The organism is Bradyrhizobium sp. WSM1743 (assembly GCF_000473065.1).
Lineage (GTDB): Bacteria > Pseudomonadota > Alphaproteobacteria > Rhizobiales > Xanthobacteraceae > Bradyrhizobium.
The window spans coordinates 1-18454 of the sequence record NZ_AXAZ01000103.1; the positions used below are offsets into that span (position 1 = coordinate 1).

The 18454-nt window shown below is 64.6% G+C and carries 25 protein-coding genes and 2 pseudogenes; 13 read left to right on the forward strand and 14 right to left on the reverse strand.

All coding sequences use genetic code 11. The features are described from left to right. A partial coding sequence (locus YU9_RS0135865; RefSeq protein ID WP_027573464.1) for an IS630 family transposase occupies window positions 1–286 on the forward strand: 286 nt, incomplete at its 5' end. 249 nt (window positions 287–535) lie between these two features. Here YU9_RS0135865 and YU9_RS46765 read toward each other — a convergent pair. From YU9_RS46765 to YU9_RS43595, 3 genes are all read right to left on the reverse strand, one after another. Continuing rightward, a complete protein-coding gene (locus tag YU9_RS46765; RefSeq protein ID WP_245266680.1) occupies window positions 536–1249 on the reverse strand; it encodes a hypothetical protein in 714 nt (237 codons plus the stop codon). Between the two features lie 264 nt (window positions 1250–1513). Further along, window positions 1514–2602 (reverse strand): recombinase RecA, encoded by a 1089-nt coding sequence (recA, locus tag YU9_RS0135875; protein WP_027577058.1) that lies wholly within the window; start codon window positions 2600–2602, stop codon window positions 1514–1516. Window positions 2603–3462: 860 nt separating this feature from the next. Further along, a complete protein-coding gene (locus YU9_RS43595; protein WP_051380636.1) occupies window positions 3463–3771 on the reverse strand; it encodes a DUF2798 domain-containing protein in 309 nt (102 codons plus the stop codon). A gap of 272 nt (window positions 3772–4043) precedes the next feature. On the opposite strand from YU9_RS43595, the gene YU9_RS0135895 reads away from it, so the two are divergent. Together YU9_RS0135895 and YU9_RS0135900 are read left to right on the forward strand one after the other, a co-directional pair. Next, on the forward strand, window positions 4044–4232 hold the full coding sequence (locus YU9_RS0135895) for a hypothetical protein (protein WP_027577060.1): 189 nt from the start codon (window positions 4044–4046) through the stop codon (window positions 4230–4232). Between the two features lie 158 nt (window positions 4233–4390). After that, window positions 4391–4624, forward strand: coding sequence for a hypothetical protein (locus YU9_RS0135900; protein WP_027577061.1), 234 nt, complete (start codon window positions 4391–4393; stop codon window positions 4622–4624). 24 nt (window positions 4625–4648) lie between these two features. Here the strand turns inward: YU9_RS0135900 and YU9_RS0135905 are convergent, their stop codons facing one another. Both YU9_RS0135905 and YU9_RS0135910 read right to left on the reverse strand, forming a co-directional pair. Further along, on the reverse strand, window positions 4649–4903 hold the full coding sequence (locus YU9_RS0135905) for a hypothetical protein (protein WP_027577062.1): 255 nt from the start codon (window positions 4901–4903) through the stop codon (window positions 4649–4651). A 110-nt stretch (window positions 4904–5013) separates the two neighbouring features. Further along, complete coding sequence (locus YU9_RS0135910; RefSeq protein ID WP_027577063.1) at window positions 5014–5310, reverse strand: hypothetical protein; 297 nt, start codon at window positions 5308–5310, stop codon at window positions 5014–5016. Window positions 5311–5692: 382 nt separating this feature from the next. On the opposite strand from YU9_RS0135910, the gene YU9_RS0135915 reads away from it, so the two are divergent. Further along, window positions 5693–6157 (forward strand): PaaI family thioesterase, encoded by a 465-nt coding sequence (locus tag YU9_RS0135915; protein ID WP_027577064.1) that lies wholly within the window; start codon window positions 5693–5695, stop codon window positions 6155–6157. A 118-nt stretch (window positions 6158–6275) separates the two neighbouring features. On the opposite strand, the gene YU9_RS0135920 is transcribed toward YU9_RS0135915, so the two are convergent. After that, entirely contained in the window at window positions 6276–6569 is a 294-nt protein-coding gene (locus YU9_RS0135920) for an HdeA family protein (protein WP_027577065.1), read from the reverse strand. Between the two features lie 181 nt (window positions 6570–6750). Between YU9_RS0135920 and YU9_RS0135925 the strand changes: the two genes are divergently transcribed. Then, window positions 6751–6993 (forward strand): PilZ domain-containing protein, encoded by a 243-nt coding sequence (locus tag YU9_RS0135925; RefSeq protein ID WP_027577066.1) that lies wholly within the window; start codon window positions 6751–6753, stop codon window positions 6991–6993. Between the two features lie 44 nt (window positions 6994–7037). On the opposite strand, the gene YU9_RS0135930 is transcribed toward YU9_RS0135925, so the two are convergent. Together YU9_RS0135930 and YU9_RS0135935 are read right to left on the reverse strand one after the other, a co-directional pair. After that, on the reverse strand, window positions 7038–9074 hold the full coding sequence (locus YU9_RS0135930) for a pyrroloquinoline quinone-dependent dehydrogenase (protein ID WP_036018996.1): 2037 nt from the start codon (window positions 9072–9074) through the stop codon (window positions 7038–7040). Between the two features lie 10 nt (window positions 9075–9084). Beyond that, window positions 9085–9309, reverse strand: a complete 225-nt coding sequence (locus YU9_RS0135935) for a hypothetical protein (protein ID WP_027577068.1) — start codon at window positions 9307–9309, stop codon at window positions 9085–9087. 151 nt (window positions 9310–9460) lie between these two features. Between YU9_RS0135935 and YU9_RS0135940 the strand changes: the two genes are divergently transcribed. From YU9_RS0135940 to YU9_RS0135960, 4 genes are all read left to right on the forward strand, one after another. Further along, window positions 9461–9865, forward strand: coding sequence for a hypothetical protein (locus YU9_RS0135940; protein WP_027577069.1), 405 nt, complete (start codon window positions 9461–9463; stop codon window positions 9863–9865). Window positions 9866–9962: 97 nt separating this feature from the next. Then, window positions 9963–10544: a bifunctional transcriptional activator/DNA repair enzyme AdaA gene (locus YU9_RS43600; protein ID WP_036019005.1), complete on the forward strand. Its 582-nt coding sequence runs from the start codon at window positions 9963–9965 to the stop codon at window positions 10542–10544. A 19-nt stretch (window positions 10545–10563) separates the two neighbouring features. Beyond that, window positions 10564–11034: a PaaI family thioesterase gene (locus tag YU9_RS0135955; protein ID WP_027577071.1), complete on the forward strand. Its 471-nt coding sequence runs from the start codon at window positions 10564–10566 to the stop codon at window positions 11032–11034. A 114-nt stretch (window positions 11035–11148) separates the two neighbouring features. Beyond that, the gene (locus YU9_RS0135960; protein ID WP_036018998.1) at window positions 11149–11481 is read left to right on the forward strand and encodes a hypothetical protein; all 333 of its coding nucleotides are present in this window, start codon (window positions 11149–11151) and stop codon (window positions 11479–11481) included. A gap of 79 nt (window positions 11482–11560) precedes the next feature. Here the strand turns inward: YU9_RS0135960 and YU9_RS50490 are convergent. From YU9_RS50490 to YU9_RS0135970, 3 genes and pseudogenes are all read right to left on the reverse strand, one after another. Then, window positions 11561–11706: pseudogene (locus YU9_RS50490) on the reverse strand (carboxymuconolactone decarboxylase family protein); the annotation flags it as partial. A gap of 11 nt (window positions 11707–11717) precedes the next feature. Continuing rightward, window positions 11718–12185: a DUF6691 family protein gene (locus YU9_RS0135965; RefSeq protein WP_027577073.1), complete on the reverse strand. Its 468-nt coding sequence runs from the start codon at window positions 12183–12185 to the stop codon at window positions 11718–11720. A gap of 5 nt (window positions 12186–12190) precedes the next feature. Continuing rightward, entirely contained in the window at window positions 12191–12619 is a 429-nt protein-coding gene (locus YU9_RS0135970) for a YeeE/YedE family protein (RefSeq protein WP_027577074.1), read from the reverse strand. Window positions 12620–12809: 190 nt separating this feature from the next. On the opposite strand from YU9_RS0135970, the gene YU9_RS0135975 reads away from it, so the two are divergent. Then, window positions 12810–13979 (forward strand): GNAT family N-acetyltransferase, encoded by a 1170-nt coding sequence (locus YU9_RS0135975; protein ID WP_027577075.1) that lies wholly within the window; start codon window positions 12810–12812, stop codon window positions 13977–13979. 5 nt (window positions 13980–13984) lie between these two features. Here YU9_RS0135975 and YU9_RS0135980 read toward each other — a convergent pair whose 3' ends face one another. Continuing rightward, window positions 13985–14650: a DsbA family oxidoreductase gene (locus YU9_RS0135980; RefSeq protein ID WP_027577076.1), complete on the reverse strand. Its 666-nt coding sequence runs from the start codon at window positions 14648–14650 to the stop codon at window positions 13985–13987. Between the two features lie 171 nt (window positions 14651–14821). On the opposite strand from YU9_RS0135980, the gene YU9_RS0135985 reads away from it, so the two are divergent. Beyond that, window positions 14822–15622, forward strand: coding sequence for a thioesterase family protein (locus YU9_RS0135985; protein ID WP_027577077.1), 801 nt, complete (start codon window positions 14822–14824; stop codon window positions 15620–15622). Here the strand turns inward: YU9_RS0135985 and YU9_RS0135990 are convergent. Together YU9_RS0135990 and YU9_RS0135995 are read right to left on the reverse strand one after the other, a co-directional pair. Beyond that, complete coding sequence (locus YU9_RS0135990; protein WP_027577078.1) at window positions 15610–16434, reverse strand: helix-turn-helix domain-containing protein; 825 nt, start codon at window positions 16432–16434, stop codon at window positions 15610–15612. The genes YU9_RS0135985 and YU9_RS0135990 overlap by 13 nt on opposite strands. Before the next feature lie 40 nt (window positions 16435–16474). Then, window positions 16475–17296 (reverse strand): helix-turn-helix domain-containing protein, encoded by an 822-nt coding sequence (locus tag YU9_RS0135995; protein WP_027577079.1) that lies wholly within the window; start codon window positions 17294–17296, stop codon window positions 16475–16477. 101 nt (window positions 17297–17397) lie between these two features. On the opposite strand from YU9_RS0135995, the gene YU9_RS0136000 reads away from it, so the two are divergent. Together YU9_RS0136000 and YU9_RS43610 are read left to right on the forward strand one after the other, a co-directional pair. Next, window positions 17398–17628, forward strand: a complete 231-nt coding sequence (locus YU9_RS0136000) for a hypothetical protein (protein ID WP_027577080.1) — start codon at window positions 17398–17400, stop codon at window positions 17626–17628. Between the two features lie 32 nt (window positions 17629–17660). Beyond that, window positions 17661–18058, forward strand: a pseudogene (locus YU9_RS43610) (hypothetical protein). Window positions 18059–18454: the final 396 nt, after the last annotated feature.

Consider the following 18454-nt stretch of genomic DNA (forward strand, 5'->3'; position numbering starts at 1 on the left):
CGAAGGCGACATCGTCATTCTCGATAATCTTGGAAGCCACAAGTCGAAAACTGTCAGGCAAATGATCCAGGCTGCTGGCGCCAGGCTGTGGTACCTGCCGCCATACTCGCCCGACCTCAACCCGATCGAACAGGCATTCTCCAAGATCAAACACTGGATGCGGCAAGCTCAGAAGCGCACCATCGAGGACACTTGGCGCCACATCGGTCACCTCATCCAGGACATCCAGCCTCGCGAATGCGCCAACTACTTCGCCAACGCCGGTTATGCTTCCGTCAAAATGTGAAACGCTCTAATACGCAATACTTTGAACGCATTAGACAGGCGCAATCAAGAACCGGCTTTCGCGATCCCACCGCCACAACCGTTCGTTGGTGAGAGGCGTGCCGCCCCACCAGCGCTGAAGCGGATTATGGCGGCAGAAGTCCTGATCTCCTGCAAGCACCGCCTTCCTCAGATCCGTGAGCGACAAGCGGGATTGCTTGTATCTTGCATGACGGAGGGCATCGTCATGCATGTCGAGCGTGAACGGTCCCTACTCCAGGCCGGATACGGCCGGCACCGGGCAGCGCGCAAGTCGATCAAGCAACGCGCCCACCTCCCAGTAATCGAAGACGCGACGCTCGTTGGGCTTCTGATATCCCGGGAACACGTCAAAGGGCTGCACCCCACCCGGCGCGATCAATTCCAGGATCCGCGTTTCCGTGGCACCAAGGCCGCTGGTCACGTTTGGAAGCTCTTCGAGCAGGGCGACGACGCAACGCTCGAGCCGCGGAAACAAAGTCAAATCCGTATTGAGAAGGTCATTCCAGGCTCGTGGCGTCGGCGCACGATAGGCTCGCCACGCACGAGCGGCCAGTTCAAGGTGATCTTGTGTGAGCTTCACAGTCGGAGGATTCAACTTCGCAGGTTGCCCGGGGTCAGCGCCAATAACGGCAATGTCCAGCGGGCACATCTGGAGTTTGGAGACCGCCGCTCTCTCGTGGCCGCAATGGTCGAGAAGCCAGAGCAAAATCAATTGCGCATTTGGCTCTGGCCCCATCCACAATTCGGCTGAAACACATTCCGACAGCAGCTCGATCAGTCCACGGTCTTTCAATCCCGATTTTTCAAGACGCCAGCACGGCGTATCGTCCAACCAATGAAGACCGCAAGGTTGCGTCGTGCGTGGCGCAAAAAATGCCTCCAGCTCTTCCTCGGAGGGCAGCGGCCCCCCAGACGAGCCGGCGCTCGATTGCGATGACGACATCGGCAAGGCCCGCGCATAGCAGAGCGCCTGCCGCGGACGAATCTGTTGTCACGATGAGCCGCGTCATGCCGGTGGCCTCAAGGCTTCGTCAAAACAGGGCCGTACCGCCACAGCCGATCGTTGGTCAGATGCGTGCCGCCCCACCAGCGATCGATGGGATTATGCCCGATCACGACAGCGCAAAACGAAACGGGCACCGAAGACGTCGGCAACTCAACGTCCTCAGCGCCCGCTCCTCGCGAAAAACTTTTCGCTGGTCACGTCTTACTCGTCCGCCGGCTCCTCGCCGTCGGCGTCGCGCTCCGGCGTGCCGGCCAAAATCTGCTCGGCGATCAGGCCGGAGTTCTGGCGAATCGCGGTCTCGATCTTGGCGGTGATGTCAGGGTTGCCCTTCAGGAACGCTTTCGCATTCTCGCGGCCCTGGCCGAGGCGCTGGCTGTCATAGGAGAACCAGGCGCCTGATTTCTCGACGATGCCGGCCTTCACGCCGAGATCGAGGATCTCGCCCATCTTGGAGACACCCTCGCCGTACATGATGTCGAACTCGACCTGCTTGAACGGCGGCGCCAGCTTGTTCTTGACCACCTTGACGCGGGTGGTGTTGCCGACCACCTCGTCGCGCTCCTTGATCGCGCCGATGCGGCGGATGTCGAGACGGACGGAGGCGTAGAATTTCAGCGCGTTGCCGCCGGTGGTGGTTTCCGGGGAGCCGTACATCACGCCGATCTTCATGCGGATCTGGTTGATGAAGATCACCATGGTGTTGGACTTGTTGATGGACGCCGTCAGCTTGCGCAGCGCCTGGCTCATCAGGCGGGCTTGCAGGCCCGGCAGTGCATCGCCCATCTCGCCCTCGAGCTCGGCCTTCGGCACCAAGGCCGCAACCGAATCGACCACCAGAACGTCGACCGCGCCCGAGCGCACCAAGGTGTCGCAGATCTCCAGCGCCTGCTCGCCGGTGTCGGGCTGGGAGATCAGGAGCTCGTCGATGTTGACGCCGAGCTTGCGGGCATAGACCGGATCGAGCGCGTGCTCGGCATCGATGAAGGCGCAGATGCCGCCCTTCTTCTGCGCTTCCGCCACCGTATGCAGCGCCAGCGTAGTTTTTCCTGAGGATTCCGGCCCGTAGATCTCGACGATGCGTCCCTTGGGCAGGCCGCCGATGCCGAGCGCGATATCGAGCCCGAGCGAACCGGAGGACACCGCCTCGATGTCCATGGAGCGGTCGTTCTTGCCGAGCTTCATCACCGAGCCCTTGCCGAACTGGCGCTCGATCTGAGAGAGCGCGGCGGCCAGAGCTTTACTCTTGTCCATGGAAGATCCTTCGACGATACGCAGCGCAGTTGCGGACATTGGGTCGTGCTCCTTATGGCGAGGATTCGCTAGGGGGACAAACGATTGAGAGGCAGCTCGGCGATAAAAGTAATGTACCCTATTTGTTCCATGTTCGCAATATGTTCTTTTGCGGGATTTGGAGGGCGGTCCCCCTTAATGCGACCCACGGCGACCGTGAAGAGCGCGCCGCCGAGCTCCATCTTCCCCTCAACGAGATCAAGATCCACTAGGCCCGCCAGGACTGGCTTCCGGAGCAGGCTGAGCCGCCCCGCGATGCGGCGCGGGTGGCCGGTCCCAGGGCTGGAATCGCCTGATCTCGATCCGGCATCGAGGGGTCGGCACGGCTCAAAAGCCGGTATGCGGGTAAGGTATCTAAATACTACTCGTAACCTATTGGCCGATCGAGGAATTTTCCCAGCAACCTACTGTGCATGGGGTTGTTTTCCATTTTTTGAAAGGCGAAGCGTGCCGGCGGCGCCCTGGGAGGGCACGGCCCGCGTTCCCCCGAAGGCGTATCCCGTCTACAGCACCGCCAGCAGCACCAGGCCGATCACCAGCACGACGAAGCCAGCCGCCGTCGCGGCGGCGAATGACCGCTCTACGTTATCCATGATGCCACCCCGTTTTCGGCGCGCCACGTTTCCCCCATGGCTGCGCCGAACGGATAGAATCTTGCTGACGGGTGTGTCCGCAGTGGTGCGAGCGGATGTCGAAATTGGGACCGGTGCGGGGCCAGTCTGCGGCCTTTCGATCGCAACCTTCACGGCGGCCGATCCGGCCAGCCGCCAGCCCAGGGCAGACCCGAACCCGCCGCCTGTCAGGCTGTCGTAAGCTGAGCCGGCTAGGGTCGCTCGGCTATGGTGTTGCAGCCCAGCACCTCAGCCTCCAATAACTCTCTGCCCCGCCTGGCTCTCCCCAGGCGGGGCCTTTTCATGCCTGCCGGCCGCGCGCAGGTCCCGCTCCTCCTGCGTCAGGCGCAGCGAGAAGGCGCGGATCGCGGGCGCCGCCAGCAGCACGACCGGCAGCATCGCGGCCCATGCGATCAGCCACGACACCATCCAGTGCCGAACGAAGATCATCGGGCTGCCTGCAGGAAAACTGGCGATCCCTGCCGCGATCAACGAGGTCAGCCCGGACTGGATGATGCCGAAGACGAAATGAGAATAGCGGCGGGGAATGCCGAGCATGAGGCGTCCATGGTTGCTTGCCGTCATCAGGCAAGCAAGGCACATGCCGTCGCCTCGAGGCGCTCTGGAATCCCACTCTGCAGGCACGCCTTGCCCGGCGCCCGGATGCATCCTGGACCGAGTCCAGGAACTCTGTTCATGGTCGGAGAACCACGGAAGTGCGAGCGCCCGTCGCGTGTGATCCGCGGCCTGCGGCAGATTTTGCTTGTCTCTGGAATATTGTGACGCCCAACATGTTTGCAGGCATGGAAGGTGAATCGTGGGAGGTGACCATGAATCACAGAGGTGTCGAGTTCACCGTGGCCAAGACGGCGATTCCCGGAGTCTGGCAGTGGCAGTTCCGCATCGGCGAGCAGGTCAAGACCGGCAAGACCGAGACGAAGATTGACCTGCTGGCGATCCGGCGCGTGCAGCTGCGCATCGATCGGGAGCTGAAGGCGATCGCGCGAAAGACGGCCTGAACCGGCCGGGTGAGATCGGCAGCAGCGGGGCCCTCATGCGCCGCAGCGCGCCACGGGGTTGCCTGAGGTGTGATCCGTAGCCGCCCGGAATTGATCTGACGGTGGTTTGGGATTGCACTGTGCGGCCAGGGGCCTTGTGTGCGTGATCGGTGCCAGCCATGCCACTCTATTTCTTTCGAATCCGCAACGGCCGTTATTCCGGGTGCGCCGAGAAGGCGACGGAATTTGCCGATCGCAATGCGGCCTGGAAGGAGATGACCAATGTCTGCGCCGACATGAGCGCCGGCATTGCCCGCAAGCTCCAGGAAAATTCCGAATGGCACATGGAGCTGTTGGACGAGGCCAAGGAGCCGGTGTTCCGGATCCGCATCGTTGCCGAGACCTTTGACTAGCCAGGCTTTCGGATCAGGCCCGCGTCAGTCCGCGCTGGGCAGCCGCCGCATGGTGAACTCGATTTCGCCGCCGGGCAGTTCGCGCCAGGTCTCGACCGCACTCATATAGCCGGCCTTGGGGTAGCGGGCGAAGAAGGCCTGCGCCCTTTCCCGCGCCTCGGCGCGCGGCAGCGTGAAGGTCTCGCGCAGATAGCCGTCGCTGGCCGCCTGGCCCGGCTTGCCGGCCATCTTGCGCCGGCGCGCCATCCGCTCGGCGAGATCCCGCGGACGATCGGCCATGTCGTGCCCTCCTCTACGCACTACGCTCAGCCAAATGTAGGGCGCGGGCCGGATGAAGAGGAGTCCTGTCCGAAAGGCGTTGTGTCGCCCCCCGGAACGGATGCTGGCGGTCAGTTGGCCGCCGTGCCGCTCTTGGTCTTCTTCGGCGCGCTGGTTGCGGCCGACGCCTTCGGTGCTGCTGGCTGCTTCGGCGGATCGAAGCGCATGCCGCCCCAGGGATCGTTGGACCCCTTGGAATCCGGAATCTTCTTCAGAGTTTCCTTATAGGCCTTCTCACGCTCGGCTTCGGCAGCCTTCTCCTCGGGGGTCTTGCCCGGCCCTTCCTGCAGCAAATTGAGGTTGGGCATTTGCGCGTAGGCAGGTCCCGCCAGCACGGCCAGCACCGCGGCCAAACGGAAAAGCTTCATCGTCTACTCCTTGATCATTCATGAGGCGCGGATCGCCTGGCGCCGTGTCATCCTTGTCGCAGCCCGGTCGCGATCCGGGGCCGCTCAGGGCCGCATGGGCCCGCTAGAGCCGATCCGATCTGCATGATTTGGGCGCATGCAGCCAGTCGTCCCAGATCGGACCGCATTTGGTGCACCCGCTCAGCGCCAGACCGAGCGTAGCCATGCAAAAGACGAGGACACACCGACGCAACATCATCCACCCGTACCCAAGCGAGGCATCATACCGGGCCAAGTCAGGCATTTTCAAGCCGAGGGGCCGGCGCGAGAGCGGGTGACTTTGCCGCGCCGATGCGCGCACAATGCGGCGAAACATCCGGCAACACAGGAGAGCGCGACAGCAATGCAAATGCAGCCAGAAGCCGAGTTCGGTCTCGCCGACGCCCGACGCATCCTCGGCGAGGTTTTTGCACCCTGGGTCCAGGATCTCAACCTCGCGGTCGAGCGCATCGAGCATGCGCAGCCGGCAGACGCACCGGACTGGCAACCGGGCGCGCTGCTGCGCATGCCGTTTTCGGAGCGACTGTGCCGAAACGGCGGCGTGGTCTGCGGCCAGGCCCTGATGGCGCTCTCCGACACCGCGATGGTGATCGCGATCCTCGCTGCCAATCGCGGCTACCGCCCCATGACCACGGTCGACCAGACCACGCATTTCATGCGGGCGGTCTCCTCAATGGACGTGCTGGCGGACGCGCGCGTGGTGCGGCTCGGGCGTACCATGAGCTTTGGCCGCGTTACGTTGCTCTCCGCTGCCGACAGCAAGCCGGTCGCGATGGTGTCGAGCGCGTTCGCGATGCTGCCGGGGTAAACATGCTGAAAGGAAGAGAGCCGCGGGAAGCGCAAAAGCGCCGCGCGGCTCTCGATGGAATCATGTCGGGACGGGAAACGCGATCGCGGTCGCGCTTCGCCTCGTCACCCATGCGATGTTACTTGCCGAGGATCTCGTCGGCCGCGGTGACGACGCTGACGGTCGGATTCTTTCCACAATAGGAACCGAACTTCTTGGCGTTCTCGATGAAGACGTCGGTGTCGATGATCGCGTTGTCCTCGTCGCCCTTGTACCAGCCGTCCATCCAGGTCAGCACGACCGCGATGTTGTCTTCGCCGCTCTCGAGGAATTGCTTGCAGCTCATGGTCGAGAGGTCCCACTTGACGGCGTGGGCGGGCATCGATGACAGCGAGAGCGCTGCGGCGAACAAAATCGAAAACATGGTCTTCATCAAATATCTCCATCGGCGCGTGGCGCCATAAAAGAAAGGCTCGTAGGGAAGTTCGCGGAGCGGCTCTCCGCTCCAACGTCGTAAACAAAGTCTGAATCGCTGTGCAAGTAGCGCCAGTATTGAGTTTAGTTCAACGTAATTTCTATGCACTACTTCACAATCATCAGCAGGACTAATGCGGATGATCGAGAAGCGCGCATCGCAACGTCACCGTGTTTTCAAAGGTGGAACGATCACCTTCGAAAACAGCGGCATTCCTTGCACGGTGCGAAACATGTCGGCGGGCGGCGCGGCGATCGACCTCGACGTCCCCGTCATGTTGCCGCAATCGTTTACGCTCTCGATCGCGCGCGACGATTTCGTACGGCATTGTCGCACAGTTTGGCGCAGCGACAAGCGCGTCGGCCTCGCCTTCGTGCAATAGCACGCGCGATGTGAACGAGTGTTCGCATCGCGTGCACAACGCGATCATGTTTGCTTGATACGGCGACGGCGACGCCAGCGCAGGCTTGCGATCACGAGCGTGACGATCGCGAGCGTGATCAATGATGAACCCGCAACCAATCGTCCGCCCGGACGATCGATCGTGCGCGACCAGAGCGACGGCACCTCGCCCGGCCGCGCCAGGCGGAACGCAACCACGCTGTCGCCGATCGAGGTACCTGCCTCGGAATGGCCGCCGGCGCCGATCGCGACATATTGCTCGCCCTTCCAGAGATAGGTCATGGGATTGGCGACGCCCGGCACCGGCAGCCGGCCCTGCCACAGCTCCTTGCCGCTGCGCGCATCGAAGGCACGCAAGTAGGCGTCCATCGCGCCGGTGAAGACGAGGCCGCCGGCGGTGACCGCGAGCCCGTTGACGAGCGGCGTGCCCCAGGGCAGCGGCATGGCGAGCGGCGCCAGATCCTCGGTGGTGCCGACGATCGAACGCCAGAGGATTTTTCCGGCCCTCAGATCGACCGCGACCATCTCACCCCAGGGCGGCTTGTTGCAGAGTAGCCCGAGCGGCGACGTCACCAACGCACGCGACATCGCGAACGGCGCGCCACGCTGCTGGCCAAAATCGTGGCCTGGCGGCGGATTGAATCCGGCCGCCTCGGCGCGCGGGATCAGCCTGATGAGATGAGCCGCGCGGCTGGTGTTGGCGTAGAGGATCTGATTGACCGGGTCGAAGGCCGCGCTGCCCCAGTTCACACCTCCGCCGGTGAATGGAAATTCCAGCGTGCCCTGCACCGAGGGCGGCGTGTACAGACCCTCGTTGCGTGCTTCCGCGAATTGAGGTTCGCATGCCGAACGGCCGAGGCCCGGCAATAGCGAGAGCGCATCATCGGGCGAGATCGTCTGCGACGCCAGCACCGGCACATGCGTCGGGAATGGCTGCGTCGGCGACAGCGCTTCGCCTTCCGCGCCGCCCTGCGGCACCGCGCGCTCTTCGACCGGCCAGACCGGCTTGCCGGTGTCGCGGTCGAGCACGAAGACAAAACCCTGCTTGGTCGGCTGGATCACGATATCGGGACGCCCCTCGCCGGTGTCGATACGCGTGAGCGTCGGTTGCGCCGCCAGATCGTAATCCCAGACGTCGTGGTGCACGGTCTGGAACGCCCACACCAGCTCGCCGGTCTCGATGCGCAGCGCGATCACCGAATTGGCATGCTCATTGTTGCCCGGCCGCCTGCCGCCCCAAAAGTCCGGGGACGGCGAGCTCGTCGGCAGAAAAATAAGCCCGCGCCTCTCGTCGACCGACATCGGCGCCCAGACATTGGCGTGGCCGGCCTCGATGCCGTCGCGCTGGAGCGGCTCGAAGGTCCAGCGCGGCTCACCGCTGAGCGCATCGAACGCGCGCACCACGCCGCTCGGCGCGTCGATACGGCGGTTGTCGCCGATCGCAGAGCCGACCACGACGACACCGCGGCCGACGGAAGGCGGCGAGGTGATCTGGAATTCGCCAGGCCATTCCAACCGCATGCCGATCTCGAGCTTGATCTCACCTCCCTTGCCGAAATCGGCACAGGGAATTCCCGTCTTCGCATCGAGCGCGATCAGGCGGACGTCGTTGGTGCCCATGAAGATGCGCGATCGGCAGACGGCATTCGCTGGCGCCTGATCATCGACCCAGTGCGTGACACCGCGGCAGACATAGCGATTGGCAGGACGCTGATTGGTCGCAATCTTGGGATCGAAACGCCATTTTTGCGCGCCCGTGCCGGGATCGAGCGCAATCACCTCGTTGAAGGGGGAGCAGAAGATGAGGCTGTCCTCGACGAACAGCGGCGTCGCCTGGAATTTGGTCCGCCGCATCAGTTCGGGCGGACGCGCCGTGAGATCGCCGGTGTGAAATTCGAAAGCGCGGATGAGCTGGCCGACATTGTCCGGCGTGATCTCCCGCAATGGCGAGAAGCGCGAGCCGCCGGCATCGCCGCCCCAACTCTCCCACGCGGCGCACGGCCGCACTACAAGCAACAGAAGTGCGAGCCCGGCCGAAACCCTCAGGCAGGTCCGCAACATCCGTCTCACTTCATTTCGGCTTCTTGGCAGGTTCGCTCGGGCGGGCGCCGCCCCACGGGTCGTACTTGTCCTTGGGCTCGGGAATGCGCTCGAGCGCGGCCTTGTAGGCTTTTTCGTCGACCTTGGGCGTGTTGTCCGCCGGCTTGGCGCCGTCGTTCGGCGGGCGCCGGCCCTGCGCCTGCGCCGAGGCCGCCGTCAGTGCCAAGACCGCGGCCGCTATGACCAGAATCCTCATTGGTGCAATCCCCCTGATGTGGGGTACAAACTAGCCGGCAATCGCGGAATAGCAATGCCGCCGGTTCCAAGGCTTCAGCAAATCTTGATCGACCGGGACTTCGTCGGATCGCATTCGTGCCTATCTGTTGGCCCGCAGGGGACCTTCACGGATGTTGCGGATTGTTGTTCATGCGGCGCTGCTCGCCGGCGCGCTTGCGCTCGGTGCCTGCGGCTTTGCCGACAGCCGCGCGCCGGTGCCGGAGTTCATGCGCATGAAGGAGGCGGAGCAGTCGCCACCCGAAGCGCCTCCCGATGTCAAGCGCGTCGTGCGCGAGCAGATCGACGTCGTCTTTCTCGCAACGTCCTATCCGCGCGAGGTGCATGTCGCCCTGCCCCATCGTGAGGTACGAGGACCGGGCTGGACGGCGTGCGTCCGCGCGCAGCTCACCTCCGCCACCGGCACGTCGCTCGGCGCCCAGACCTACATCGTGACGATCAACAGCGGGAAGGTCGTGGACCGCCGGCGGGCGGAAGCCGACGACATCTGCGGGACGGAGACCTATGAGCGGATCTAGGCGCGGCTTCGGCGATGGACGTCCGTTCCGGTCGTTTTCGGACACGGTCATCGCATCGGACTCGCCCTGCAAAAATGGAGACGCTATAGCGGGCGCCATGCTCAACTTTGACGCCCACTACGATGCCCTCCGCCGCCGCGACGCAACGTTGGACGGCGTGATATTCGTCGCGGTCAAAACAACCGGCATCTATTGTCGCCCTGTCTGCCCGGCGCGCACACCTCTGGCTCGCAATGTGACCTTCTATCGTAGCGCGGCCGCGGCCGAGCACGCCGGCTTCCGTCCTTGCCTGAGATGCCGACCGGAAACAGCGCCGTTCTGCCCGGCATGGAAAGGATCAAGAACGACAGTCGAACGCGCGCTAGCCCTCATCGAGAAGGGAGAGCTCGATCGCGGCGGCGTGGAGCGGCTGGCTGAACGGGTGGGAGTCGGTGCGCGCCACCTGGCGCGCCTATTCGCCCGACATCTCGATGCGTCTCCACTGCAAATGGCGCTGTCGTTTCGTGTGCAACGCGCCAAGCAGCTGCTCGATGCAAGCGATCTTCCGATGGCCGCCGTCGCGGAACGCTCCGGCTTTTCGAGCACGCGGCGCATGAGCACCGCATTCACGCGACTCTACGGCCGCCCGCCATCGACCTTCCGGAGAAAGACTGAAGCTCCGCGGCTCCAACCCAGGTGAATGCGATGAAGAGATTCAGATGACCGCGAAGAGCTATGGAACAGTCGACGCCGAACGACAAAAGCAGATGAGCGGGCTGGAGTTCGTCCAAGGCCTTGCCGACGGCACCCTGCCTCTCAACACGATCGCCCAAACACTAGGCTATGATGTGGTGGAGGCGGAACTTGGCCGCGTCGTAGTCGCGCTCGTCCCGACCGGCGCTCACCTCAACCCGGCAGGCACGGTGCATGGTGGTCTCACGGCCACCTTGCTCGACAGTTGCATGGGGCTGGCGATCCAGTCGGCCCTCGACAAGGGGACCGGCCAGACCACGCTCGAGTTCAAGATTTCACTGCTGCGGCCGATTACGCCCGAGACCGGTCTGGTCACGGCTGAGGGCAAGGTTCTGAATTGCGGCCGCCGCATTGGAACGGCCGACGGACGTGTGACGGATGCCAAGGGCCGATTGCTCGCTCACGGCACGACTACTTGCCTGATCTTCCCGACTTGAAATCAAGGGAACAAACCGCGCGACAAAGTGCGGTTCCGGGAAAAACCAGCATCGCGGCCGGGAACGATCACCGCCTCCCCTTCTTGTACCGCCGAGGGCAGTTTCGAGGAGGACATGATGAGGACGTTGACTATTGCGCTGTTGGCGGGCGTGGGTGCTTTGGCAGCCGCCTCGGGGGTGAAGGCCTCCGATATCTATACAAGCAGCGAATACACCAATCCGGATCTCGTCCAGCAGGTGCGACTTGTCTGTGACGATACCGGCCGCTGCTATCGTACGCGGAGCGGCTCGCGCGTGATCGTGCGCGATTCCTACGCGACGATGCCGCGCGACCGTTATTATTACGAGCGCCGCACCTATCGCGACTGGGACGACGGTCCGCGCGCCGGTGTCGGCATTCGCGCGCCGGGCGTCAGCGTCGGCGTCGGTGTCGACGACCGCTGGTAATCGACCAAGGCTTGACTGCCGGGACCGGACGAGACAACTCGCCCGGTCCCGTTCGTATGATCGGACTAGGTGACCGCCGCTATACGGCGGCCGATTGCTGCTGGAACTGCTCGTAGGCCGCGATCGCGTCGGCGGCATACATCAGAGACGGCCATGCCGAAGCTAGACAGCCATGCCGAGCGTCTCCTCGATCTCTTGGCGCGTTGCACCGAGCGTGACGAGCGAGTTCTCGTCCTTCAGGTTTCGAGCGGATCGGCCGGCGTGACAAAGCGCGTCAATGACGGCAGGTGAGCGATGAAGCGGGCGAGCACCATGCCGGCGCACATCGCCGCAACGAAGATGACGGCGGAGGTCGAACCGAATCCGAGCGCGGTCAGCGCCGGCCCGGGGCAGAAGCCCGCCAATCCCCAGCCGACGCCGAAGATCGCGGGACCTGCGACGATTCTGGGATCGATGTCCCGTCGTGTCGGCAAATAAAATCGTTCGGCGAAGAACGGACGCGCGAGCTTCAGGACGCGGCTGAAGCCGATGAACGTCACTGCCACCGCGCCCGCCATCACGAAAGCGAGGCTCGCATCCCATGTCCCTGCCGGAATGCCGCCGATGTCCAGGAAGTTCAGCACCTTGGCCGGGTTCGACATGCCGGAGACGATGAGGCCGATGCCGAAGATCAGCCCGATTGCGAATTGAACGAGGATTGCCATCGCCATCAGCTCCAATGCCGCATCACGAAGACGGTCGCCATGCCGGCCGCCATGAAGATCATCGTCGCCACCAGCGAGCGTACCGACAGCCGCGACAGACCGCAAACACCGTGGCCGGAGGTGCAGCCGCTGCCCCACACCGAACCGAAACCGGTGAGCAATCCGCCGATAATCAGGACGGCCGGCCCTGCCGCGATCGCTTGGGCCGGCAAGCTTCCCGTGACGAGCCGCACCAGCACGGGCGCGGCGACAAGGCCGGCGACGAAGGCGAGGCGCCCGGCGAATTCGCCGTCCTCATAGGGCGGAAACAGCTGGGCCGCGATGCCGCTGACGCCGGCAATTCGCCCCTTCGCCCACATCAGCAGAACGGCGGCGAGGCCGATCATCGCGCCACCCAGAAGTGAGGCCAGCGGTGTGAAAGGTGTGGCGATCATCTTGATCCTCCGGGTCGAGAAGCGATCTTGCGCATCCATCGTCCAACCGGCGGCCTGCCAGCAGGACGCTCAACGAGACATTAATATTACCACTCGAATTGCGGCGACGTCCCAACGGTATTTTCCATTCTTTGCGCTAAGGATGGCTGCGCAACACGGGCTCAGCCCGCGTGAACGGGGACGATGGGACGTGGTCGACATCGCGCATCAGGCTGCGATCAATCCGGCATCTGCAAAAGATGCGGGAGCCGCGCGCCCGCGCGTCCCGATCGCGGCAATCGAACCCGGCCAATGGCGTGCGCTGGCGCAGCGGGCGATCGAACCAAACGGATATTACCTGCCCGCCTGGGAACTGGCCGTCAGTGCGACCGCGCGCGGCCGCAGCAATGCCTCGGCACTGTCCGCATTTGACGGCTCTTCGGCGCGGCTGATCGGGCTGATGCCGGTGATCTCGCTCTGGCGCGCCCTAAAGGTTCCCCTGCCCGCGCTGGTGAGCGCGCATCCCTATGGCACGCTGTGCAGCCCGCTGCTCGACCGCGACGCTCCGATCGAAGCCGCCACGCGGCTGTTGCAGCAGGCGCGCGAGGCCGGCGCGCATGCGCTCGTGCTGACCGACGTCGCGCTCGACGGCGCGGCCATGGCATCGCTCGATCGCGTCCTGAAGCGCGACGGCCTGAAGCCACGCGTCCTCTCCTCCTATATCCGCGCCAGCCTCGACGCGACACAGGATGGCGAGACGTTGCTGCGCGAGGCACTCGGCGCCAAGAAGCTCAAGGAGCTGCGGCGCCAGCGCCATCGTCTCGAGGAACATGGGCCCGTGGCCTTTGACGTCGCGCGTAAACCCGACGAGATCAGGCCGGCGCTCGAAGCCTTCTTGCAGCTCGAAGCCAGCGGCTGGAAAGGCAAGCGCGGCACCGCGCTGGTCCAGCATGCCGGGGATGCGACCTTCATCCGTCGCGCCGTACCGGCCCTGGCAGAGACCGCGCAGTGCGAGATCGTCACGCTTCGTGCCGGCACGACACCGGTCGCCGCCGGCGTCGTGCTGCGCCATCAGGATCGCGCGTTCTTCTTCAAGCTCGGCATCGACGAGCGCTTTGCAAGATATTCGCCGGGCGTGCAGCTCACGCTGGACCTCACCCGCCATCTCTGCGCCGATCCCGCCATTGCCAGCGCGGATTCCACGGCAAGCGCGGACCATCCCATGATCAACCCGATCTGGCGCGGGCGCTTTGCGATCGGCAACGTGCTGATCCCGCTGCGACGGCACGATCCGGTCGTGACGCTCGTTCACGGCGCGCTCGCTGCGCATGGCGCCGCCTACGCGGCGGCGCGCCGCGCAGTTCGCCTACTCCGCAAATAGAATAGCTACCCCGCCGCCTGGGCGTTGATCTCCGCGGAGACCTGGCGGATGGCGCGGGCGAGCAGGTTCGGGTCCTGCGCGCCGGAGACGGCGTATTTTTGCGCGAAGACGTAGGTCGGCACGCCGGAGATGCCCTTCTCGGCGGCTTCCTGCGCATCGGCAGAGACGCGCGCGACGTCCTCGTCGGTGGCGAGGCGCTTGCGAACGTCGTCGGCATCGAGACCGACATCGGCGGCCGCCTGCACCAGCACGTTCACATCGGTGAGATCGCCGCCGTCGCGGAAATAGAGCTCCATCAGGCGCTGCTTCATCTCGGGCGCCTTGCCGATCGCATCCGCCCACAGGATCAGGCGATGGCAGTCAGCGGTGTTGGGCTGGCGCGCGACCAGCTCGGGCTTGTAGACGAGACCCTCCTCGCTTGCAGCCGCGACGACGCGCCCCGCAATACCCTTATAGGCTTCGACCGAGCCGAACTTCTGGGTCAGATAGGCCTCGCGGCTGATGCCTTCGCGCGGCACCCAGGGATTGAGGAAGAAGGGACGGAAATTGAGCTTGACGGGAATATCGGGCACCAGCGCCAGCGCGCTCTCGATGCGGTGCTTACCGATATAGCACCAGGGGCACACCACGTCGGAGACGACGTCGATCTGGAGCGGTTTCAGCGTGCTCATGTCAGGCGCCTCCTTCGGGCACTTCGAGGGTTCGCCCGAACATAAGCCGAACCGGGGGCGGCGCAAGGCACCACTCCTGCATGGCTCACCGACTTCACCTCTGCGGTTATTGTGACAGGTTCAGCCCGCCAGGATACTCGAGGCCACGATCAAGCCCGAGGAGAGACCGCGATGACCGCCATTTTCAAGCCGGAAGGCCACCAGTTCCGGGCCACGGAGCATGCGGGCGGTCCGTGGTCGCCGGACATGTTGCAGGGAAGCGCCACCACCGCGCTGATGGCCCGCGAGGTCGCGCGTCTCGCCACCGAATCCGGCTTTGCGGTGCGGCGCCTGACCTTCGACCTGTGGCGGCCGGCGGGCCTGCGCGCCTTCAGCGCCGTCACCGATTTGTTGCGCGACGGCCGCAAGGCCAAGACCTTGCAGGTGCGGCTGATGGACGGCGAGACCGAGATCGGCCGCTGCACGGCGCTGCTGACGGCACCGAGCGCAGAGTCGCCCATCGATCCCTTCACAAGGCCCCAGGCGCTCGACAAGCCGCCTGAGGCCGGAAGCCCGCCGCCGGCCTTCGCGCAGAAATGGAGCCGCTATTTCCAAAACGTGTCGGTGCGGCTGATCGAGGGCGCGTTGGAAAAGCCGGGCCCGGCGGCGGCCTGGATGCGGCTCGATGCGCCGCTGGTCGAGGGCGAGCCAAATACGCCGCTCATTCAGGCGGTGCAGGCCGCGGATTTTTCCAGCGGCGTCGCACAGATCGTCGACATGCGCGACTGGACCTTCATCAATCCCGAGATCAGCCTGTATTTCTCCCGGCCACCGGAGGGTGAATGGATCCTGATCCGCGCCGCCACGCGCGTCGGCGTCCATGGCGCGGGCCTCACCACGGCGACACTGAGCGATCGCAACGGTCCGTTCGCGCAGGTGATGCAGGCCATGAGCTTCGAGCGGCGCGAGGCCGTGCAGGCTCAAGCGTCCTGAGCTGCAAGCGCGACCAGAGCGGCCTCGGATGCGGCATCAACAGGCATGAACATCTCGACGCGAAGCTCCTGCAGCGTCACGTCCTGCGGCGTGCCGAGCGTCAGGACCGCACCGATCAGGCCGACGGCGACATTGCCCTTGCGCAGGCGCACCTCGCAAAGCGGCCCCGGCGCGGCACTGTCCTCGATCGCCGGCGCCGGAAGCTCCGGCAAGCGCATCAATCCGCGCCAGGTCGATTGCAGGGCTTCGTCGAGCGGCGCGGCCATCGCCTCATGGCGCGCCCGCGCCAGCAGAGCCGCGGCCACCGCGGGCCAGTTCTCGACGAACGGCCTGAGTTCGTCCGGCGCGAGGAACATGCGCATGTGATTGAGCGGCCGCTGCATGCGCTCAAGGCCGAGCAGCATGGTCATCAGGCGCGATGCGGCGCGATTAGCCTGCATGACGTTCCAGCGCCGGTCGGTGACGATCGCGGGAAACGGCTCGTGCCGCCGGAGCAGAAGATCGATGGCGCGGCGCGCGTCGGCCAGCTCCGGCGCGGCGAGATCGCGCTCGCCATATTGTCGGGCGAAACCGCCGGCCTCGAGCAGCGCGTTGCGGTCGCGCAGCGACAAATCGAGCGCGGATGCGAGCTGCAGCAGGATGTCGCGGCTTGCCGCTGCCTTCCCGGTCTCGACATAGCTCAAATGCTTGATCGAGATGCCGGCCTCGAACGCCAATTCAGCCTGGCTCAAGCTACGACGCGTGCGCCAGCCGCGCAGGAGATCGCCGACAGGGTTGGCCGGCCGCAATCGCCGGAACGCGCGTGTATCCATCGGCGGATTATGCGAGGACCGGCTCGTCCTGTAAACGGCGCTACTGCAAACCGGCCGCCATCTGCTTCAATCGTTCGGCGGTGCGCTCATCGGCCGGGAAGAAGGTCTCCAAAGCCAGCTCCGACAAGGTGATGTCGACGGGCGTGCCGAACACCATAGTGGTGGAGAAGAAGCTCAGGATCTCGCCCTGATGCCGCAGCTTGAAGGGGATCGCGACATTGTCGCTCGACAGCGGAGCCGAACGCGCGGGAATGGGATAGCTCTTGAGATCATCGTAGAGCTTGATCAGCTCAGGATCGGCCGTCGCCTCGCATTGCCGGTGTAGCCGCTCCAAGAGATGCCCGCACCATTCGGCGAGATTGACCGTGCGCGGCGCCAGCGCCTCGGGATGGAAGGCGAGCCTCAGCACGTTGAAGGGCTGGCCGAGCAGATGCTGCGGGATGCCGTCGAGCAGCGGCGCCACCATGCGATTGGCAGAGACCAGGTTCCAGTGCCTGTCCACCGCAAGCGCGGGATTGGGCTCATGCGCTTTCAAGACGAGGTCGATTGCCTGACGGGCTGATTTCAAGGCGGGATCCTCCAGCGGGCGCTGCGGGAAGGCCGGCGCGTAACCGGCCGCAACCAGCAGCACGTTGCGTTCGCGCAAGGGCACGTCGAGGCGCTCGGCCAGCCTGAGAACCATGTCGCGCGAGGGCGCGGCGCGGCCGGTCTCGACGAAGCTCAAGTGCCGCGCCGAGATCTCGGCTTCGCCCGCGAGATCCAGCTGGCTCATGCGGCGGCGTTGCCGCCATTCGCGCAAATGGTCGCCGATATGGATCGGCTGGCTGCGTTCGGTCCGTGCCGTGGATGCATGTGCGTTCATGACCGAAAACCTAACATGCGGATTTCGGATCTTCCATTACCCACGAGGTAATCGAAATGGGGTGCCGGCGCGCGCATCCTGGGTCGCAACAGGAGAGACCCATGATCGCGCTGCTGCTCTACCGGACCATCGCAGACCACCTCGTCCCCTGGGCCATGGCCTTCGCCACGCGGATGCTGGCGCGCAGCCTCAACATGCCGGAGCCGCTGGTGCATTCGACCGGCGCCTATGTTCTCGCGCAGGTCACCGCCTTCGAGCACGGCGTCGGCAAGAGCCTCTGCCCGTTCCGTCTCGCCCGCCTGCTCCGCGCCTGGTGGCGCGGACTGCATTGAATTCTACCCCAGCCCAAGCAAGGAGACCTACGATGACCGATGCATCCACCTTCCTGCGCCGCGCGCTTCTCGCCGACGCCGATTCAGCGGTGTCGCCGCGCTCGGCTTCACTTTCGGCGCGAGCGCGTTCGCAGCGCTGTTCAACCTGCCCGACGCGCTGCTGCGCGAGACCGGCCTGTTCCTGATCGCCTACACCGCCCTGGTCGGCTGGCTCGCCTCGCGGGCCACGTTGGCGAAGCCGCTCGTCCTGCTGGTCGTGATCGGCAACGCGGCCTGGACGGTCGGCAGCATCGCGCTGCTGTTCTCGGGCGCGGTGTCGCCGAACCTCGCCGGCGAGCTCATGGTCGTCGCGCAAGCCATCGCCACCGGCGTGTTCGCCGAGCTGCAATATGTGGGCTTGAAGAAGAGCGGGCGCGCCGTCGCGGCGTGATCGCTTCGTGCCGGTTCCGCGGCGCAGACCGGGGGAACGCGAGGCTTCGTCATATCGGATCGGACCCGGATGCATGCATGACCTCGCGTTCTCGCGGCGGATTTCGCCCGAGCTTTGCTTCGTTGCTTGCGCCCTTCGAATGCCGGAGGGCGCAGGGAAGGCCGCATAGGCGTTAAGGTAGCGCGAGCATCGATTGATACGGACGTTTTCGAGGAGGCTCGCGCAGGTGCCGCCCAAGCGCTCGCTTTCTGCGGCGGAAGCAACGGATGGTTGGTTGTGGAATGATCGCTTGTAGCAAGGATGCAACGAGTTGTTGCAAAACACGCCAAGCGCCAGGTGCCGTCAGGCGGCCTGCATCCAGCGGGGAGAGTCCTCGAAGTCGCGGGCAAGCGGCTC

Excerpts from the sequence above, each read along its gene's own strand:
- YU9_RS46765 (WP_245266680.1), bottom strand. The coding sequence starts at position 1,249 with ATGTCGTCATCGCAATCGAGCGCCGGCTCGTCTGGGGGGCCGCTGCCC.
- recA (WP_027577058.1), bottom strand. The coding sequence starts at position 2,602 with ATGTCCGCAACTGCGCTGCGTATCGTCGAAGGATCTTCCATGGACAAG.
- YU9_RS43595 (WP_051380636.1), bottom strand. The coding sequence starts at position 3,771 with ATGCTCGGCATTCCCCGCCGCTATTCTCATTTCGTCTTCGGCATCATC.
- YU9_RS0135895 (WP_027577060.1), top strand. The coding sequence starts at position 4,044 with ATGAATCACAGAGGTGTCGAGTTCACCGTGGCCAAGACGGCGATTCCC.
- YU9_RS0135900 (WP_027577061.1), top strand. The coding sequence starts at position 4,391 with ATGCCACTCTATTTCTTTCGAATCCGCAACGGCCGTTATTCCGGGTGC.
- YU9_RS0135905 (WP_027577062.1), bottom strand. The coding sequence starts at position 4,903 with ATGGCCGATCGTCCGCGGGATCTCGCCGAGCGGATGGCGCGCCGGCGC.
- YU9_RS0135910 (WP_027577063.1), bottom strand. The coding sequence starts at position 5,310 with ATGAAGCTTTTCCGTTTGGCCGCGGTGCTGGCCGTGCTGGCGGGACCT.
- YU9_RS0135915 (WP_027577064.1), top strand. The coding sequence starts at position 5,693 with ATGCAAATGCAGCCAGAAGCCGAGTTCGGTCTCGCCGACGCCCGACGC.
- YU9_RS0135920 (WP_027577065.1), bottom strand. The coding sequence starts at position 6,569 with ATGAAGACCATGTTTTCGATTTTGTTCGCCGCAGCGCTCTCGCTGTCA.
- YU9_RS0135925 (WP_027577066.1), top strand. The coding sequence starts at position 6,751 with ATGATCGAGAAGCGCGCATCGCAACGTCACCGTGTTTTCAAAGGTGGA.
- YU9_RS0135930 (WP_036018996.1), bottom strand. The coding sequence starts at position 9,074 with ATGTTGCGGACCTGCCTGAGGGTTTCGGCCGGGCTCGCACTTCTGTTG.
- YU9_RS0135935 (WP_027577068.1), bottom strand. The coding sequence starts at position 9,309 with ATGAGGATTCTGGTCATAGCGGCCGCGGTCTTGGCACTGACGGCGGCC.
- YU9_RS0135940 (WP_027577069.1), top strand. The coding sequence starts at position 9,461 with ATGTTGCGGATTGTTGTTCATGCGGCGCTGCTCGCCGGCGCGCTTGCG.
- YU9_RS43600 (WP_036019005.1), top strand. The coding sequence starts at position 9,963 with ATGCTCAACTTTGACGCCCACTACGATGCCCTCCGCCGCCGCGACGCA.
- YU9_RS0135955 (WP_027577071.1), top strand. The coding sequence starts at position 10,564 with ATGACCGCGAAGAGCTATGGAACAGTCGACGCCGAACGACAAAAGCAG.
- YU9_RS0135960 (WP_036018998.1), top strand. The coding sequence starts at position 11,149 with ATGATGAGGACGTTGACTATTGCGCTGTTGGCGGGCGTGGGTGCTTTG.
- YU9_RS0135965 (WP_027577073.1), bottom strand. The coding sequence starts at position 12,185 with ATGGCAATCCTCGTTCAATTCGCAATCGGGCTGATCTTCGGCATCGGC.
- YU9_RS0135970 (WP_027577074.1), bottom strand. The coding sequence starts at position 12,619 with ATGATCGCCACACCTTTCACACCGCTGGCCTCACTTCTGGGTGGCGCG.
- YU9_RS0135980 (WP_027577076.1), bottom strand. The coding sequence starts at position 14,650 with ATGAGCACGCTGAAACCGCTCCAGATCGACGTCGTCTCCGACGTGGTG.
- YU9_RS0135985 (WP_027577077.1), top strand. The coding sequence starts at position 14,822 with ATGACCGCCATTTTCAAGCCGGAAGGCCACCAGTTCCGGGCCACGGAG.
- YU9_RS0135990 (WP_027577078.1), bottom strand. The coding sequence starts at position 16,434 with ATGGATACACGCGCGTTCCGGCGATTGCGGCCGGCCAACCCTGTCGGC.
- YU9_RS0135995 (WP_027577079.1), bottom strand. The coding sequence starts at position 17,296 with ATGAACGCACATGCATCCACGGCACGGACCGAACGCAGCCAGCCGATC.
- YU9_RS0136000 (WP_027577080.1), top strand. The coding sequence starts at position 17,398 with ATGATCGCGCTGCTGCTCTACCGGACCATCGCAGACCACCTCGTCCCC.